We start from the raw sequence: 16,063 nt of genomic DNA on the forward strand, positions 1-16,063 counted from the left end.
CACGGGCCGTACGGGGCCGGGGCCGCCGGGCTCAGCCGCCGGTGGCGAAGCCGGGGAAGAGGGTCATCCCGCCGTCCACGTAGAGCGTGGCGCCCACGACGTAGTCCATGAGGTCGGAGGCGAGGGCCACGGCCGCGTGCGCGATGTCCTCGGGGTCGCCGATGCGGTCGTACGGGATCAGCCGGAGCAGGTCCTCCCGGGCGGCCTCGGTCTCCCACGCGCCCCGGTTGATCGGCGTCCTGATGGCGCCCGGGGCGATCGCGTTCACGCGGATCTTCTTGGGCGCGAGCTCCTGGGCCAGGGTCTCCATCAGCATCTGCACGCCGCCCTTGGAGGAGGCGTAGTTCACGTGCCCCGCCCAGGGGATGATCTGGTGCACGGAACTCATGCAGATGATCTTCCCGGCCGCGTGGGACACCTCGGGAACCACACCGCGCCGCAGGAACTCCTTCGTGGCCTCCCGCGCGCACAGGAACTGGCCCGTGAGGTTGACGTCGATCACCTTCTGCCACTGGGCGAGCGTCATCTCCTCGAACGGGGCGTCGCGCTGCAGTCCGGCGTTGGCGACCAGGATGTCGATCGTGCCGAACTCCTGGACCATCCGGTCCATCATGGCCACGACCTGGTCCTCCTGGGACACGTCCGCCTCGTACGCGGCGGCGCGCACGCCGAACGAGGCGATCTCCTCGACCACCTTCCGGGCCTCTTCCTCGCCGGCCACGTAGTTCACCACCACATCGGCTCCGGCCCGACCCAGGCCGATGGCAGTGGCCTTGCCGATACCGCTGTTGGCGCCGGTGACCAGCGCCTTCTGGCCTTTGAGCAGGTGAGCGGGAATCACTCCCCGCGGTCCGCTTCGGTGGGAACTCAACGTAGACCGCCTCCTCGAATGCCCGGCCCGGGCCGCCGGACCGCGGCACGGCAGCGTCCGAACGCCACCCAAGCACCCCGTCCGCGGACCGGCGCCCCGGGCGAGGTGGTCTTGGGCCACGCGGCGGAGCATCGCCGCCCGGTCGGAGGAACTTGTGGGGCAGGGGTGGGCACAGGGGTGGGGGTCCGGGTCAGCCCAGCCGTTCCAGCAGGTGGTCGCCCACCCGCAGGGCGTTCGCGATCGCCGTGAGCGACGGGTTGACCGCCCCGATGCTCGGGAAGAAGCTCGTGTCGACCACGTACAGGTTGTCGAGGTCGTGCGCCTTGCAGTTCACGTCCAGGGCGGAGGCGGCCGGGTCCTCGCCGAACCGCACGGTGCCGGCCTGGTGCGCCGTGGCGCCGATCGGCATGCCCTTGTGGAGATAGATGCTCCGCGACAGCAGCCGGTGCTCGTGCATCCCCAGATGGCTGAGCATGCCCTGGAGCTTGTGCCGCAGGCGGGTCAGCCCCGCGACGTTGTTCTTCTCGTCCAGCACGAGACGGATGGTGCCGTCACCGTCGACCGTGACGCGGTTGTCGGGGAGGGGGAGGTCCTCGCCGCACAACCAGAAGTCGACCGCGTGATGCGCCATCACCTCGAAGGGCATGTCGGGGGTCACGGCGCCGGCCCAGCGGGGCGCCTCACCGTGGATCTGGTCGGCGTCCGACTTGCCGAGCATCTGGATGCCGCCCAGCGGGTAGTCCCAGTCGTCGGCGCCGAGGTACCAGTCGTGCAGGGCCAGGGTCTTCTGGAACTTCGTGTCGTTGGGCTCCTTCGAAATGGCCATCAACGCGAGGTTGTTGTGCCGCATGTAGTGCCGGCCGACCACGCCCGAGCTGTTCGCCAGCCCGTGCGGGTGGCGGTCGCCGGCCGAAGCCAGCAGCAGCACCGCCGAGTTGACCGCCCCGCAGGCCACGACCACGATGTCCGCCGTGTAGGAGGTCTCCGCACCGTCCTCGCTCCGGGTCACCACACCGCTGACGGTGCGTCCGGTGGGGTCGGTCTCCAGCCGGACCACCCGCGCATGGGTGACCATCTCGACGTTGGGGTGCCGCAACGCCGGCTCCACGCAGATCACCTGGGCGTCCGACTTGCCGCGCACCAGGCACGGGAACCCGTCCACCCGGTCGCAGCGGATGCAGACGCTGGAGCCGCTCGCACGCCCGTGTTCGTCCTGTACCAGGTTCACACCGATGGGCAGGTGGAAGGGGTGCAGCCCCCGCTTCTCCAGGTCGTCGCTCAACTGCTGGATCCGAGGCTCGTGTTCGACCGGGGGATAGGCGTACTGGGCACTGCACGGCCCTTCCCACGGGTCCTCCCCGTGGCGTCCGTGGACCAGGTAGAGGTGCTCGGCCTGTGTGTAGTACGGCTCGAGGTCCTCGTAGCGGATCGGCCAGGCCGGGGACAGTCCGTCGTGGTGGCGGAGTTCCCCGAAGTCCTCGGGCCGCAGCCGGAAGAGGGCCGCGCCGTAGAACTTCGTGTTCCCTCCGACGTAGTAGTTCACCTCGGGCGGGAACTCGTTGCCGTCCTTGTCGAGCCAGAACTCCGGGGCACGGTACTTGCCCTTCACGAACACGGCGGTGGAGTCCCAGTTGTCCCGCTCGCGGGGGAGGTAGTCACCGCGTTCGAGGATGAGCACCCGTTTCCCGGACGGGGCGAGCCGGTGGGCGAGCGTACCGCCGCCGGCGCCCGAACCGATGATGACGACGTCGTAGTGCGGGGAGTCGCCCACGGCGACCACCGTCCTTGCGCTCGTGGGCCCGCCCTGTCACCGGCCCTCTCCCTGCGCTCTGCCGCGACACGGCAGCCACCCCACCTCTTCGAACGTATCCCTCCGTGCCGGGAACGGCGACCCGGCGGGACGACGGAGGCGGCACCCCCGCCGGGCCGTCAGAGGACGGCGATCGGGTTCACGGGCGAGCCGGTGGCCGAGGGAAGCCTGAGCGGCGCCACCACGCACAGGAAGGACCACCGGCCCGCGTCCGCGCAGGCCGGCGCCAGCTCCTCGAACTGCAGGTAGTCCATCAGGTGCAGTCCCATGGCGTGCACCGCCAGCACGTGTACGGGAAAATCCACCGAGGCCACCGCACTGGGGGCGGTGTCGTTGTTGCCGTCCGAGCCCAGCGCGGCGACCCGCCGCTCGGCCAGGAACCGTACGGCCGTGGGATGGAGGCCGGCCCGGGCCCGTGCGGCGTCCCACGCCCCGAGCTCCCGGCGCCGCAGGCGATGCCCCACCCGTACGAACAGCACGTCCCCCGGCCCGACCCGCACGCCTTGGGCCGCCTCCGCCCCGGCCAGGTCGGCGGCGGTCACGTGCTCCCCGGGCTCCAGCCACGGCACGCCCCGCAGCCGCGGAACGTCCAGGAGCACACCACGGCCGACGATGCCGTCCCGGACGGCTTCCACGCAGAGCGCGCCGGCGCCCTCGGAGGTGACACTGCTCGCCGGCACGCCGTTGTAGAGCGCCCCGTCGAACAGCACGTGGCAGAGCGCGTCGAGATGGCTGTCCGCGTCCCCGTGCACGTTCATCGCGAACCGGTCGCGCGCGAAGTGCAGCCCGGCGCCGCCCGACGCACCGGTCTCACCCCCGGAGGGCTCGATCATCCGGTGCCGCGCGGGCTCGGGATTGTCCGCACCCGCCAGGGTCTCGACGGGCGCGGCGAGGGACACCGTACGTCCGGAGCGGACCTCGGCCGTGGCGGCCACGACGCGCTCGGGCGTCAGGTGGCCGAGCGCGCCGCGCCGGTCGTCGGACGCGCGGGGGGTGTGCTCGCGCAGCTCCTCGTACAGTGCGCGGAACGCGCCATCGCTCATGCGCCCCGGCGCCGACGGCCCGGAATCCGGGGTCACCAGGATCCCCACGGGGAAAGACCCCACCGGAAGACGTGCCTGTCGCCCGGTTGCAGAACGGTGAGCGAGGTGCCGCTGCGGAAGGCGTCCGCCGGGCAGGACATCGGCTCGACGGCCACACCCCGCCGGCGCCGCCCGGGCTCGGACAGCGTGTCCCCGGTGTACACCTGCACGTACCGAACGCCCTGGAGGAGCCGTACGTCGACGCCGCGGTCCCCCGACGGGTGCGCCAGCCGTACCGCGCAGTGGCCGCCCGGGTCCCTGTCGAGCCCCGTGAACGCGGTGTCCAGGTGCTCCTCGCCGATGGGCCGGGCCGTGCGGAAGTCGTACGCCGTGCCCTCGACCGGCTCCTCGCCGATCGGCACGCCGTGCTCGTCGGCGTCCAGCCGGAGGCGGGCCGGCACGGTCAGCAGCGCGTCGTCCACCAGATCGGTGCCCACGGTCAGATAGGGGTGCTGGCCCACGCCGTAGGGCGCGGCGCTCTCCCCCCGGTTGGTGGCGGTGACGGTGGTCTCCAGCCCGTCCGGGCCCAGCCGGTACTCGGCGGACACCTCCAGCCGGAACGGGTATCCCGGCTGCGGGAAGAGAGTGGTACCCACGGTGACCGCATCCTCCGCGTGGGCCAGCAGCCGCCACGGAACCCACCTCAGCAGGCCGTGGATCGCGTTGCCGTTCTCCGGCTCGGTCAGCGGCAGTTGCCGCTCCCCGCCGCCGAACCGGTAGCGCCCCCCGGCCACCCGGTTCGGCCACGGTACGAGGAGCTGCCCGCGACCACCGGTGACCGGCTCGTCGGCGGCGAATCCGTCGAGGAGCGGCCGCCCGCCCACCGCGTACTCGCGCAGGGCGCCGCCCAGCTCGACCACCACCGCGGCCTGCGCGCCGCGGCGCAGCGGCCACTGTTCTCCCGATGCGGTCGGGGGCATGCGCGGCTCCTCGGTGTGCGACGGAGGTGCGGCGGACGGGGCTCAGGCGGAGCCGGCCGCACCCGCCGCGCCGGGGGAGGGGGGAGGGGCGGCCGTCGGCCGCGCGGGTGCGCCCGCGGCCCGGCGCGTGGAGCGGCGCATCAGCAACTGGGTGGTCACGAAGGACACGACGGCCGCCAGGACGATCACCGGGGTCATGGCGGCACTGTCGAGTACCAGGACGACGAGCACGATGCTGCTGACGGGCAGCCGCAGGGCGCTGACGGACGCGGCCGCCATGCCCGCGGCCATTCCCGGTACGACGCCCAGGCCCGGCAGGGGCGAGAGCAGCACGCCCACCGCACCGCCCAGGAACAGCGACGGGAAGATGGGGCCGCCCCGCAGGCTGCCCAGACACAGGGCATAGGCGGCGCCGGCGCACAGCAGTACGGCGATCAGGTCCCCGACCCCCCAGCTGTGCGGATCGGCGGCCAGTCGGCCCAGCGTCGCCTGGCCGGAGGACGCCACGTCGGCGGGCGTCCGGCCGGTGGCGAGCGCGTACACGGCGCCGCAGACACCGGCCGCCACGGCGCAGAGGGTGGTGTGGAGGACGGTGCGCTTCGCGACGAACCGCGCGGTCAGCTGCCCCCCTTGCATGATCAGGAAGATGCCGGCGCCGATGGCCACGGCCATCAGGACCGCCCAGAACACGTCCCCGGCATCGAGGTGCGACACCGGGGCGCCGACCTTCATGGAGAGGCTGGGCGCGTCGAGGCCCGTCCAGCGGCCGAACCCGGTGAACACGAGCGCGCCCACCCCGCTCGACAGCAGTGCGGGCAGCATGACCGCGAACAGTTGAGGCCCGCCCACCCCGGCCACTTCGATCAGCAGCACCGCCGCGACCAGCGGGCTCCCGAAGATCACCGCGATCGCCGACGCCGCTCCCGCCGCGCCCAGCAGCGCCGCGCTCTGGGGGTTCGCCGGGATCCGCGCCAGATCCCTGAAGACGAGGGCCAAGCCGCCACCGAGGGCGATCAGCGGGGCCTCCGGACCCAGGGTGGCACCGAGGGGAAGGCTCAGCACGGCGGCGAGCACCACGCCGGGCAGGGCTGCGGGCGAGACACCTCCCGTGTGCAGTCCCCCGGCGGGAATGTGGCCGCCCCCGCCGGGCATACGGGTGACCACGAGCCCGACGGTCACACCGGCCACGAGCAGCAGCGGCAACGGCCACCACCACGGCGGGACGTTCCAGCCGAGCGCATCCGGCAGGCCGTCCCACATCAGCTTCTCCAGCTGGTGGAGCCCGACCAGGAACCAGAACGCCACCAGCGACACCGGGACGCCGATGAGCGCGCAGAAGACGAGGGTCTTCAAATAGCCGGGACTGCTCAGCAGTTCACCCAACAGGTTCGCCTCTTCGGGCTGTTTCGCTTCGGAAGGTCGAGTCTCGGCATTGGACAACCGCAACCACTCCTCACGAACCACGACAGGCGGCGCGGGTCAGCCCGCCAGGCCATTCCAACATCAAGTCGTGGAGTTCGCATGTCCGCAAGCGTCAGGCGGGCTGCCACAGCTCGACGCGGTTGCCCTCGGGATCGGTGACCCAGCCGAACCGGCCGACGCCCTCCATGTCCTGGGTCTCCGCGGCCACGTCCGCGCCCTTGGCGCGCAGCTGAGCGAGCATCGCGTCCAGGTCGCGGACGCGGAAGTTGAGCATGGTCCCCTGGGAGCCGGCCCCGAAGTAGTCGGTTCCGGACTCGAACGTCGCGAACACCGTCGGCCCGGCTTCCTGACGCCACAGGCCGTGCTCGTCCGCGTCCAGGCCCAGGCAGTCGCGGTACCAGGCGGCGAGGGCCGCCGGGTCGCCGGCCCGCATGAAGTACCCGCCGATTCCCAGCACTCGTTCCATGGCGGCCATCCTGCCAGGAGAGCACGACGGCCCGCCCGCGCAAGGTTGCGCGGGCGGGCCGTCGTCACCCAGAGGGTGGAGGTCGTGTGCCGGGCCGGGCGACCGTGCCCGGCCCGTGTCACCTACACGGGGTTGGCGACCGGAGTCTGCGGCACCACCGAGGGAACCGCGTTCGAGACCGCCCACTGCCGGTCCTGTTCGAAGGTCCGGAGCAGGTCCGCCGCGACGCTGACCGCGATCACGGCGGGTTCCTTGCCGGTGATCTCGGTGAGTCCGATCGGGGTCTTGATCCGATCGATGGTGGCCGCGTCGTGACCGCCCTCGTTGGCCAGGCGCTGCCGGAACCGCGCCCATTTGGCCGAAGACCCGATCAGGCCGACCGAGCCGAGACCACTGGTGCGCAGAGCGGCGTCGCACAGGGCGGCGTCCTCTGCGTGATCATGAGTCATGATCAGGACGTGCGTACCGGGCGGCAGCTCGGATAGCACCTCCTCGGGAAGCAGCAATGTGTGGTGCACGTTGACTTCCGCCACCGCGTCCGAGAGCACGCCGAGCCGTTCGTCGGAGAGCATCTCGGGACGGGTGTCGATCAAGTGCAGGTCGAGGTTGTGGCGGGCCAGAATACGGGCCAGCTCCAACCCCACATGCCCCACGCCGAAGATCGCCACCGCTTCGACCACCGGGAGCGGCTCGACGAGCACGCTCACGGCCCCACCGCAGCACTGGACGCCGTGCCGGCTGGTGACCTTGTCGTTGAGGGCGAACTCCATGAGTTCCGGTTCCGGATCGGGCGAACCGATCAGCTCGCGGGCCCGGTCGATGGCAACGGCCTCGATGTTGCCGCCCCCGATCGAACCCCAGGTCTCGGTCCGACCCACGACGAGTTTGGCACCGGCCTTGCGGGGCGCGTGGCCGCGCACGGTCGCGACGGTCACGAGCGCTCCGGCTTCCCGGTTCGCCCGCAACCGCGCGACCGCGGCCACCCACGTCATGTCAGACATTGCTCAAAGCGGCCGTGTCAGCGGAGATCTCGCTGACGTCCAGCTTCGCGTCGGCCGCACGCGCGTTCTGGATCGCCCAGAACACCGCCTCGGGCGTCGCGGGGGCACCGAGCTCCAGGCTGATGTCGGCCGGCCCGAACGCGGCGGCGGCCTGCCGCAGCGCCTCACGGACCGAGAACGCCAGCATCAGCGGAGGCTCACCGACCGCCTTGGAACCGAAGACCGCACCCTCTTCGGAGGCGTTCTCCAGCAGCGAGACGTTGAACTCCTCGGGCATCTCCGAGAAGCTCGGCAGCTTGTAGGTGCTCGCCGCCTGCGTGAGCAGACGACCGCGGTTCGGACCCTCGCTGGTGTCCCAGCGCATGTCCTCCAGCGTCAGCCAGCCCGCACCCTGCACGAAGCCGCCCTCGACCTGACCGATGTCGATCAGCGGGGAGAGGCTGTCGCCCACGTCGTGGATGATGTCCACGCGCCGGATGCGGTACTTGCCGGTGAAACCGTCCACCTCGACCTCGGCCGCCGCGGCGCCGTAGGAGAAGTACTTGAACGGGGAGCCGCGGAACGTCTGCGCGTTCCAGTGCAGACCCTCGGTGCGGTAGTAACCCGCCGCCGAGAGCTGGACGCGCTGGAAGTACGCGGTGTGGACCAGGTCGTCCCAGGCCAGCTCCTTGTCGCTGCCGAGGACGCGGGCGACGCCGTCGACGATGCGCACGTCCGAGGCGTTCCCGCCCAGCTGGCCGGCGGCCACCTGCTGCAGTCGCTCGCGCAGCTGCTCACAGGCGTTCTTGATCGCTCCACCGTTGAGGTCCGCGCCGGAGCTGGCCGCGGTGGCGGAGGTGTTGGGAACCTTGTCGGTCCGGGTCGGGGCGAGGCGCACCTTGTGCAGCGGGATGCCCAGTGCGGTCGCGGCCACCTGCATCATCTTGGTGTGCAGGCCCTGGCCCATCTCGGTGCCACCGTGGTTGATCAGGACGGAGCCGTCCTTGTAGATCAGCACGAGAGCGCCGCCCTGGTTGAAGGCGGTGAGGTTGAACGAGATGCCGAACTTGATGTTCGTGATCGCGAGCGCCCGCTTGGTGTTCGGGTGCGCGGCGTTGAAGGCCGCGATCTCGCGCTTGCGGTCGGCGATGCCGGCGTCGTTCTGGATCTTGTCCCAGATGAGGGAGATCCGCTCGGCCTGCGTGACCGGCTGACCGTACGGCGTCGTCTGGCCCTGGCCCGGCTGGTAGAAGTTGCGCGCGCGCAGCTCCATCGGGTCCAGGCCGAGCTGCGGGGCGACGCGACCGAGGATGTCCTCCATCACCAGCATGCCCTGGGGGCCGCCGAAGCCGCGGAAGGCGGTGTTGGAGACCTTGTTGGTCTTGGCGATGCGACCGGCGACACGCGCGTTGGGGATCCAGTACGTGTTGTCGATGTGGCACAGCGCGCGAGCCGTGACGGGCTCGGACAGGTCCAGGCTCCAGCCACCGTCGGAGGTCAGCGTGGCGTCCAGGGCCTGGATGCGGCCCTGGGCGTCGAAGCCGATCTTCCACTTGGCGTGGAAGCCGTGGCGCTTGCCCGACATGGTCAGGTCCTGGGTGCGGTTGAGCCGCAGACGGACCGGACGGCCGGTGAGCTTGGCGCCGAGCGCGGCGACGGCCGCGAACCCGTGCGGCTGCATCTCCTTGCCGCCGAAGCCGCCACCCATGCGCAGGCACTGCACAGTCACTTCGTGGCTGTGGATGCCGAGCACGTGCGCGACGATCTCCTGCGTCTCCGAGGGGTGCTGGGTGCTGCTCTGGATGAACAGCTGACCGTTCTCGTCGATCTGGGCCAGCGCCGCGTGCGTCTCCAGGTAGAAGTGCTCCTGGTCCTGGAACTGGAACTCGCCCTCGAACACGTGGGCGGACTCCTCGAAGCCCGCGTCGATGTCGCCGGTCACCATCAGGGGACGGGCGCCGTGGAAGGCCTCCGCCGCGATGGCTTCCTTGAGCGTCATGATCGAGGGCAGCTCCTCGAGCTCCACCTCGACGGCGGCCGCACCGAGGCGCGCGGCCTCCAGCGTCTCGCCGAGCACCCAGGCCACCGAGTGGCCGTAGTACTGGACCTCGTCCGGGAAGAGCGGCTCGTCGTGCTTCATGCCGGCGTCGTTGACACCGGGCACGTCGGCGACGGTCAGCACACGGACCACACCGGGCACCGCGAGGGCGGCCTCGGTGCGCAGCGCCGTCACCTTGGCGCGGGCCTTCATGACCTGGACCGGGTAGGCGTGCAGGACGTCCTTGGTGCGGTACACGAGGTCGTCCGTGTAGAGCGCGGTACCCGTGACGTGCAGGTTGGCGCTCTCGTGCGGCATGGAAACGCCGACTACGGGCTTCTCGGGGATCTCGGACAGATGGCTCATGACGACACCGCCTCAGGGGTCTCTGCGAACAGCTTCAACAGGCTCTGGCCGAGCATCGCGGAACGGTATTCGGCGCTGGCGCGGTGGTCGTTCATCGGGGTGCCCTCGGCCTGCAGCAGCTGGGCCGCGGCCTCCACGGTCTCCGCCGACCAGGGCTTGCCCTCGAGGGCGGCCTCGGTGGTGAGGGCACGGATCGGGGTGGCAGCCACGCCGCCGAGGCCGATGCGGGCCTTGGTGACGATGCCGTCCTGGATCTCGAGCGCGAAGCCGACGGCGACGCTGGAGATGTCGTCGAAGCGGCGCTTGGCGATCTTGTGGAAAGCCGTGACGGGCGACAGCGGGAGCGGGATGCGCACCGCGCGGATCAGCTCGTCGGGACGGCGCACGGTCTGGCGGTAACCGGTGAAGTAGTCGGCCAGCGGGACCACGCGCTCGCCGTCGGCGTCGGCGAGGACCAGCGACGCCTCCAGCGCGAGGAGAACCGGCGGGCTGTCACCGATCGGGGAGCCGGTACCGAGGTTGCCGCCGAGGGTGCCGCTGTTGCGGATGAGGCGGGAAGCGAACTGCGGGAACAGCTCGGCCAGCAGCGGGACGCTGCCGTCGAGGCGGCGCTCGATCTCGGTGAGCGTGACCGCCGCACCGATCTCGACGTAGTCGGCCTCGAACTTCAGCTCGCGCAGCTCGGGCAGGCGGTCGATGGCGACCACGAGGTCGTCACGACGGGAGCGGATGTTCACCTCGACGCCGTAGTCGGTGCTGCCGGCGACGAGGACGGCCTTCGGCTGCTCGCGGAGCAGCTGGGTCACCTCGGCCAGGGTGGCCGGGCGGACGAAGGTGCGGCCGTCCTGCGTGTAGTCGGTGACGGCCGGCTCGGGAGCGGGCTCGTCGCGGCGCTGGGCCAGCGGGTCGTCCTCGGTGGGCTCACCGACGGCGTACGCGGCGTCGCGGATCGGGCGGTAGCCCGTACAGCGACACAGGTTTCCGCTCAGCGAGTGCAGGTCGAAGCCGTTCGGGCCGTGCTCGGCGTCGCCCTCGGCGTGCGAGTCGTCGCTCGGCTCGCCGCAGGTCTGGGCGCAGCGGCCCGGACGGTAGTACTCGGAGGCCATGCTGCAGATGAAGCCCGGGGTGCAGTAACCGCACTGCGAGCCACCGCGGACGGCCATCTCCTGCTGCACCGGGTGCAGCGTGGGGGCCTCGCCGGCCTCGCCGGGGGTGGCGAGACCCTCGGAGGTGATGACCTCCTGGCCGTCGAGCGCCGCGGCCGGGACCAGGCACGCGTTGACCGCGACCCAGTCGGTGGGCTTGTCGACACCGGGACGGGCGACCAGGATGGAACAGGCGCCGCATTCACCCTCGGCGCAACCCTCCTTGGTACCGGTCAGGCCGCGCTCGCGCAGGAAATCGAGCACCGTGGTGTGGGGTGCGGAAGGGGAAAGCGGTGTTTCTTTCCCGTTTACCGTGATGCGCGCCTCTACCATGGCACGTCCTCATTTCGGGGCGCGGTCGATCGGACTACCCTAGTCGCCATTTTAGGAGCTTTCTTTTTCGTTGGCGCAGCCCGAGAACCAGGAGAGCGCCAAGTCGGCACGCGAGACGCGCCGCAGGTGGTGACAGAGATGGAACATCCCCGGGGCCCTGGAACGGGCACGCCGGACAAGCGGCTGCTAAGAGCCGTGTGCTACTCGACCCGGAGCCCAGGCGATCTGGTGAGCGAGACGAAGAAGTTCGGAGATGGTCGACATCCGGCTTCGCCTCCTTCCAGCAGCTCACGAGTTGGTACGTCACGAGTAGGTACGGTCGAAAGTACGTGCCCGCGGGTCCATCGGTCAAGCGGGTGTCGGTTGATTCCCTGAAGACAAACGGCCCCGCGTTGTGCGTTTTTGTATGACCGACCAACCCGATTAGTCGCGTTCCGTCGATTCGCTGCCTTGCGCCTGGAGCCGAGTACCGGATTCCGCGGTTCCGCGTCGCCGCTCCCCGGCCTCGTTCAGGATGTCGTCACGGGTACTCACCCTGCTTGACCAGGGGTTTTGCCGCTCAGGGCGGCAGCTGGGGCGGCCGGCGGTCGGCGCGTGGCCGTCTCGGGGCCAGGGCGGCTGACGAGCGGGTCGCAAGAGGCGGATTCAAGCCACCCGACGGCGCCCCCCTTTAAGAAGTGGAGCAATGCGAGTGCGATCCGCGGCACGCGCGTCACCGTCTCGGCGGGTCCGGTCGCCGGGGCGTCCTCGGCGGGCGGCTCGCCCGTGCGGTGCGCACCGGGCACACCCTGTGGCCCCTCGGGGACCGGTTCACGACCCCGATCGAATTCACTGCCCGCGCCAGATCCTCCGGTACGCCTCCCGGTAGCCCCGTGGGTCCCAGGACGTGGCCCCTCCGCTGTTCCCGGCCGTCACCACGTGAACGGCCGGGACGTAGCCGCTGGCGGGCCGGCCCGCGAAGGAGCGGTTGAACTCGTCGACGATCTGCCAGCCCTGCTGGGACAGCGGCTCGGGGACGGTGGCGGCCTGGAACTGCCGGCTGTTGATGCGCTGGAACGCGGACGGATCGCCGTCGCCCGCACCCATGTTGAAGGGCGGTCCCTCGCCGGGACGGCCTGCGGCGCGCAGCGCCGGGGCGGCATCGGCGAAGTAGAGGTCGTTGATCGCGACGGAATCGGTCCAGTCGTCCCCGAAGCGGGACAGCAGGGACGAGACCTGCTGAGGAGTGCGCTGACTCGCGTCCGGAATGGGGATGTTCTCCGTCGCCAGCAGCCGTACGCCGGGGCAGTCGGCCAGTCGCCGTTTGATCAGCTCTGCCTTGTTGCGGGCGAACGGGATGGAGTCGTCGGTGAACACCACGGTCCCGGAGTTCGCGCCGGACCGGGCGATGACCCAGTCCGCGCTGATCCCCGCCACCTCCTCCACCCGGGTGGTCACATTGGTGAAGAGCCTGGGCCTCGCGCTGGGGCCGGGAGCACTGACCGCGTGCCAGCCGACCAGCGCAATGCCCGCCCGCGCCGCCCGCGCGGTCTGCTGCGTCGTGAGCAGGGGATCGAAGCCGCCGATGACGATGCCCGAGGGCTTCAGGGTGACCGCCTGGCTCAGCGCGGCCTGGATGCCCGCCGGTGTACCGCCCCCGTCGATCACCCGGACCTGCCAGCCGATGGCCGCCGCGGCCTCCCGGACGCCGGCCGCGACCCCGGCGACTCCCGGATTGGTCATGGTCTGCGCGACGTACACCAGCGTCTTGCCGGGAACCGCCGTGGGCCCGGTCGTGGGCCCGTTCCAGGCGAGGTCGGTCCGTTCGGCCCGCTCCACCGCCGACTTCGCCCGTGCGAGCGCCGCCGGGCAGCCCGCTCCCGGGGAGGCGGCCGGGGCCCGGTCCGGGCCGCCTCCGCAGCCCGAGGCGGCGAGGGAGACGGCTGCCCACAGGGCCGCGGCCGCGAGGACGCTGGTGCGGTTCGGGTACACGGTGCTCCTGACGTGAGGTGCTCGCGGGGTGATCAGTGCGGGTGGTCCGTGGCCTGCGCGCGCAGCCGCCGCCGGGACGCGTACCCGGCGAGGCCCACGGCCAGCAGCAGCGTGCAGCCGTTGAACAGCGGAGTGGCCCAGAACTGGGCGCCGAGCTGCCCGATCCCGGCGAGCCCGACGGCGAGCAGGCCCACGGCCACCAGGGTCCCGAGCGCGTTGGCACGGCCCGGCCTGACCGTGGTGGAGCCGAGCAGCGCGCCCACGAAGGCGGGCAGCAGGTAGTCCAGGCCCACGCTCGGGTTGCCGATCTGCTGCTGCGCGGCCAGCAGCACCCCGGCGATGCCCACCACCAGGCCCGAACCGGCGAAGGCGTAGACCGAGTACCTGCGGGTGCGGATGCCCAGGATGCCGGCGGCACGCGGGTTGGAGCCGACGACGTACATGTACCGCCCGAGGGGCAGCCGCTCCAGCACCGTCCAGAGGACGGCCACAGCGGCCGCCACGTAGAAGGCCGGCAGCGGCAGACCCAGGAACCGCCCGTCGTACAGGCCGGTGAACGCGGGCGGCAGGCCTTCCGGACCGGGCACGATCCGGCTGCCGTCCGTCAGCCAGCCCGTGAACGCGTACATGATGCTGCCCGTGCCGAGGGTGGCGATGAGCGAGTCGATCCGGGCGAACTCGACGATCACCCCGTTCAGCGCGCCCACCAGCGCCCCGCCGAGGACGACGGCGAGAGCCGCCATCGGCCAGGGTGTCCCCGCATCGACGATCAGGTACATCACCAGCACGTGCGCCAGGCCCAGCCCGTAGCCGACGGACAGGTCGAACTTGCCGGTGGCGATGGGCAGCGTCACGCCGAGCGCGAGGAGCGCCGGGATCGACTGGTTGGACAGGATCGAGGACACGTTGTCCCGGGTGGGGAAGGTGTCCGGCAGCACGCCGGAGAAGACCGCGAAGAGCAGGACGGCAAGGGCCAGCAGACCGTAGCTCCCGATGAGGTGGTGCCCGCGCGGGGACCAGCGGGTCACGGCGCCGCATCCCCGGTGATCGCAGGCATCGCCGAGGCGGCACGGGTCAGTCCGGCGGGTGTCAGGGCGGCACCCGCGAGCTCGGTCGCCACCGAGCCCCGGACGAACACCAGCGCGCGGTGGCAGAGGTCCGAGACCTCCTCGAAGTCCGTGGACACCAGCAGCACCGCCAGACCCCCGGCGGCCGCTTCGTCGAGCAGCCGGTGGACCGCCGCCTTGGCGCCCACGTCCACGCTCGCCGTCGGCTCCTCCAGGACCAGCAGCCGCAGCCGCCCGTGCAGGGCCCGGCCGAGGACCACCTTCTGCTGGTTGCCGCCGGACAGGGTGGCGATGGGCACCTCGCCGTCCCGGGGGCGTACGGAGAACCGCTCGATCAGGACGGCGGCCTCGTGCCGCTCGCGCCGGGGGCCGAGCCAGCGCCACGCCGGCACCCCGGCCGCCCGGGGGTTGGCCAGGAAGTTCTCCCGAACCGTCAGATCGGGGGCGCAGCCCTCCTCCTGGCGGTCGGCGGCCACGAAGCCGACTCCCCGGTCGAGGGCGGCGGCGACGGAGCGGGGGTGGTACGGCCGGCCGTCGAGCAGTACCCGCCCGCCGAGCAGCGGCAGCGCGCCGGCGAGGGCGCGGCCCAGGTGCATGTGGCCGGCGCCGGTCAGTCCGACCAGGCCGACGATCTCCCCGGGCGCCAGATCGAGGTGGACGGGCCCGGCGCGCCGCGTCGTCACGGCGGTGAGGCTCAGTACGGGAGCACGGCCCGCGGGCACCGGGACGGCCGGACCGCGCCCCGCCGGTACGCCGCCCGCGATGTCATGGACCAGGCGGGCGGGGCCGTACCCTTCGAGGGGGCCTCCGCTGACCAGACGGCCGTCGCGCAGCACGGCGAACGCGTCCGCCACCCGGTACACCTCGTCGAGCCGGTGGCTGACGTAGAGGATGCCGTGCCCCCGGTCGCGCAGGGCGTGCAGCACGTCGAAGAGCCGGGCGCAGTCCGCGGCGGGGAGCGTGGCGGTCGGCTCGTCGAGCACGATGAGCTCCGCCCGGCGCGCGAGTGCCCGGGCGATGGCCACCAGGGAGCGCTCGGCGGGCGCGAGGGCCGAGACGGGGGTCCCGGGGTCCAGGTGTCCGGCGACGATCGAGAGGGCCTCGGCGCACCGCTCGCGGGTCCGCCGCCAGGAGATCAGGCCGCGGCGGCGCGGGTAACCCGTCCCCAGGGCGATGTTCTCGGCGACCGTCATCCACTCGACCAGGCCGAGGTCCTGGTGGATGAACGACATCCTCCCGGAAGCGGCTTCGGAACCGAGCGGATGCCCGGCCACGATCACCTCGCCCGCGTCGGCCCGGTGGACCCCGGCGAGCACCTTGATGAGCGTGGACTTCCCGGCGCCGTTGGGGCCGAGGAGGGCGAGCACGCTGCCTCGGTGGATGTCGAGGCTGACGGAGTCCAGCGCGACGGTGCCGCCGAACCACTTGACGAGGCCGCGTATCCGCACGAGCGGCTCCCCGTCGGAGCGCCGGAGCGGGCGGTTCGTCGAGGTGTCGGAAGTGCCATGGGCGTCATGCACGGACGTCTCCGGGGGCCGGCCTCGGATCCCCCTTTCGGGAGGCTGGGACAACGAGGATGCTACTGGCAGCGA

The 16,063-nt window shown here is 71.6% G+C and carries 12 protein-coding genes; all 12 read right to left on the reverse strand.

Annotated elements, in window-relative coordinates; all coding sequences use genetic code 11:
* Nucleotides 1-31: 31 nt before the first annotated feature.
* Nucleotides 32-838 (reverse strand): SDR family oxidoreductase, encoded by an 807-nt coding sequence (locus tag ACIQ5Y_RS27010; protein WP_403885692.1) that lies wholly within the window; start codon nucleotides 836-838, stop codon nucleotides 32-34.
* A gap of 223 nt (nucleotides 839-1,061) precedes the next feature.
* Nucleotides 1,062-2,642: a GMC oxidoreductase gene (locus tag ACIQ5Y_RS27015; RefSeq protein WP_403885610.1), complete on the reverse strand. Its 1,581-nt coding sequence runs from the start codon at nucleotides 2,640-2,642 to the stop codon at nucleotides 1,062-1,064.
* Between the two features lie 158 nt (nucleotides 2,643-2,800).
* On the reverse strand, nucleotides 2,801-3,724 hold the full coding sequence (locus ACIQ5Y_RS27020) for a cyclase family protein (protein WP_403885613.1): 924 nt from the start codon (nucleotides 3,722-3,724) through the stop codon (nucleotides 2,801-2,803).
* Between the two features lie 32 nt (nucleotides 3,725-3,756).
* A complete protein-coding gene (locus tag ACIQ5Y_RS27025; RefSeq protein WP_403885616.1) occupies nucleotides 3,757-4,683 on the reverse strand; it encodes an aldose 1-epimerase family protein in 927 nt (308 codons plus the stop codon).
* Nucleotides 4,684-4,725: 42 nt separating this feature from the next.
* Entirely contained in the window at nucleotides 4,726-6,066 is a 1,341-nt protein-coding gene (locus ACIQ5Y_RS27030) for a chloride channel protein (protein ID WP_403885619.1), read from the reverse strand.
* Between the two features lie 151 nt (nucleotides 6,067-6,217).
* On the reverse strand, nucleotides 6,218-6,571 hold the full coding sequence (locus ACIQ5Y_RS27035; RefSeq protein ID WP_403885622.1) for a VOC family protein: 354 nt from the start codon (nucleotides 6,569-6,571) through the stop codon (nucleotides 6,218-6,220).
* 122 nt (nucleotides 6,572-6,693) lie between these two features.
* Nucleotides 6,694-7,563: a xanthine dehydrogenase accessory protein XdhC gene (xdhC, locus tag ACIQ5Y_RS27040; protein WP_403885694.1), complete on the reverse strand. Its 870-nt coding sequence runs from the start codon at nucleotides 7,561-7,563 to the stop codon at nucleotides 6,694-6,696.
* Nucleotide 7,564: 1 nt separating this feature from the next.
* Nucleotides 7,565-9,955, reverse strand: coding sequence for a xanthine dehydrogenase molybdopterin binding subunit (gene xdhB, locus ACIQ5Y_RS27045; RefSeq protein WP_403885625.1), 2,391 nt, complete (start codon nucleotides 9,953-9,955; stop codon nucleotides 7,565-7,567).
* On the reverse strand, nucleotides 9,952-11,433 hold the full coding sequence (locus ACIQ5Y_RS27050) for a xanthine dehydrogenase small subunit (protein ID WP_403885628.1): 1,482 nt from the start codon (nucleotides 11,431-11,433) through the stop codon (nucleotides 9,952-9,954). The genes xdhB and ACIQ5Y_RS27050 overlap by 4 nt, the downstream gene beginning before the upstream one ends.
* 828 nt (nucleotides 11,434-12,261) lie before the next feature.
* A complete protein-coding gene (locus tag ACIQ5Y_RS27055) occupies nucleotides 12,262-13,404 on the reverse strand; it encodes a substrate-binding domain-containing protein (protein WP_403885631.1) in 1,143 nt (380 codons plus the stop codon).
* A 32-nt stretch (nucleotides 13,405-13,436) separates the two neighbouring features.
* Nucleotides 13,437-14,432, reverse strand: a complete 996-nt coding sequence (locus ACIQ5Y_RS27060) for an ABC transporter permease (RefSeq protein ID WP_403885634.1) — start codon at nucleotides 14,430-14,432, stop codon at nucleotides 13,437-13,439.
* Nucleotides 14,429-15,991, reverse strand: a complete 1,563-nt coding sequence (locus ACIQ5Y_RS27065) for a sugar ABC transporter ATP-binding protein (protein WP_403885637.1) — start codon at nucleotides 15,989-15,991, stop codon at nucleotides 14,429-14,431. Before ACIQ5Y_RS27065 ends, ACIQ5Y_RS27060 begins: the two co-directional genes overlap by 4 nt.
* Nucleotides 15,992-16,063 lie beyond the last annotated feature (72 nt).

Source organism: Streptomyces sp. NPDC096339 (assembly GCF_044762985.1).
In the GTDB taxonomy this organism is placed as follows: Bacteria; Actinomycetota; Actinomycetes; order Streptomycetales; family Streptomycetaceae; genus Streptomyces.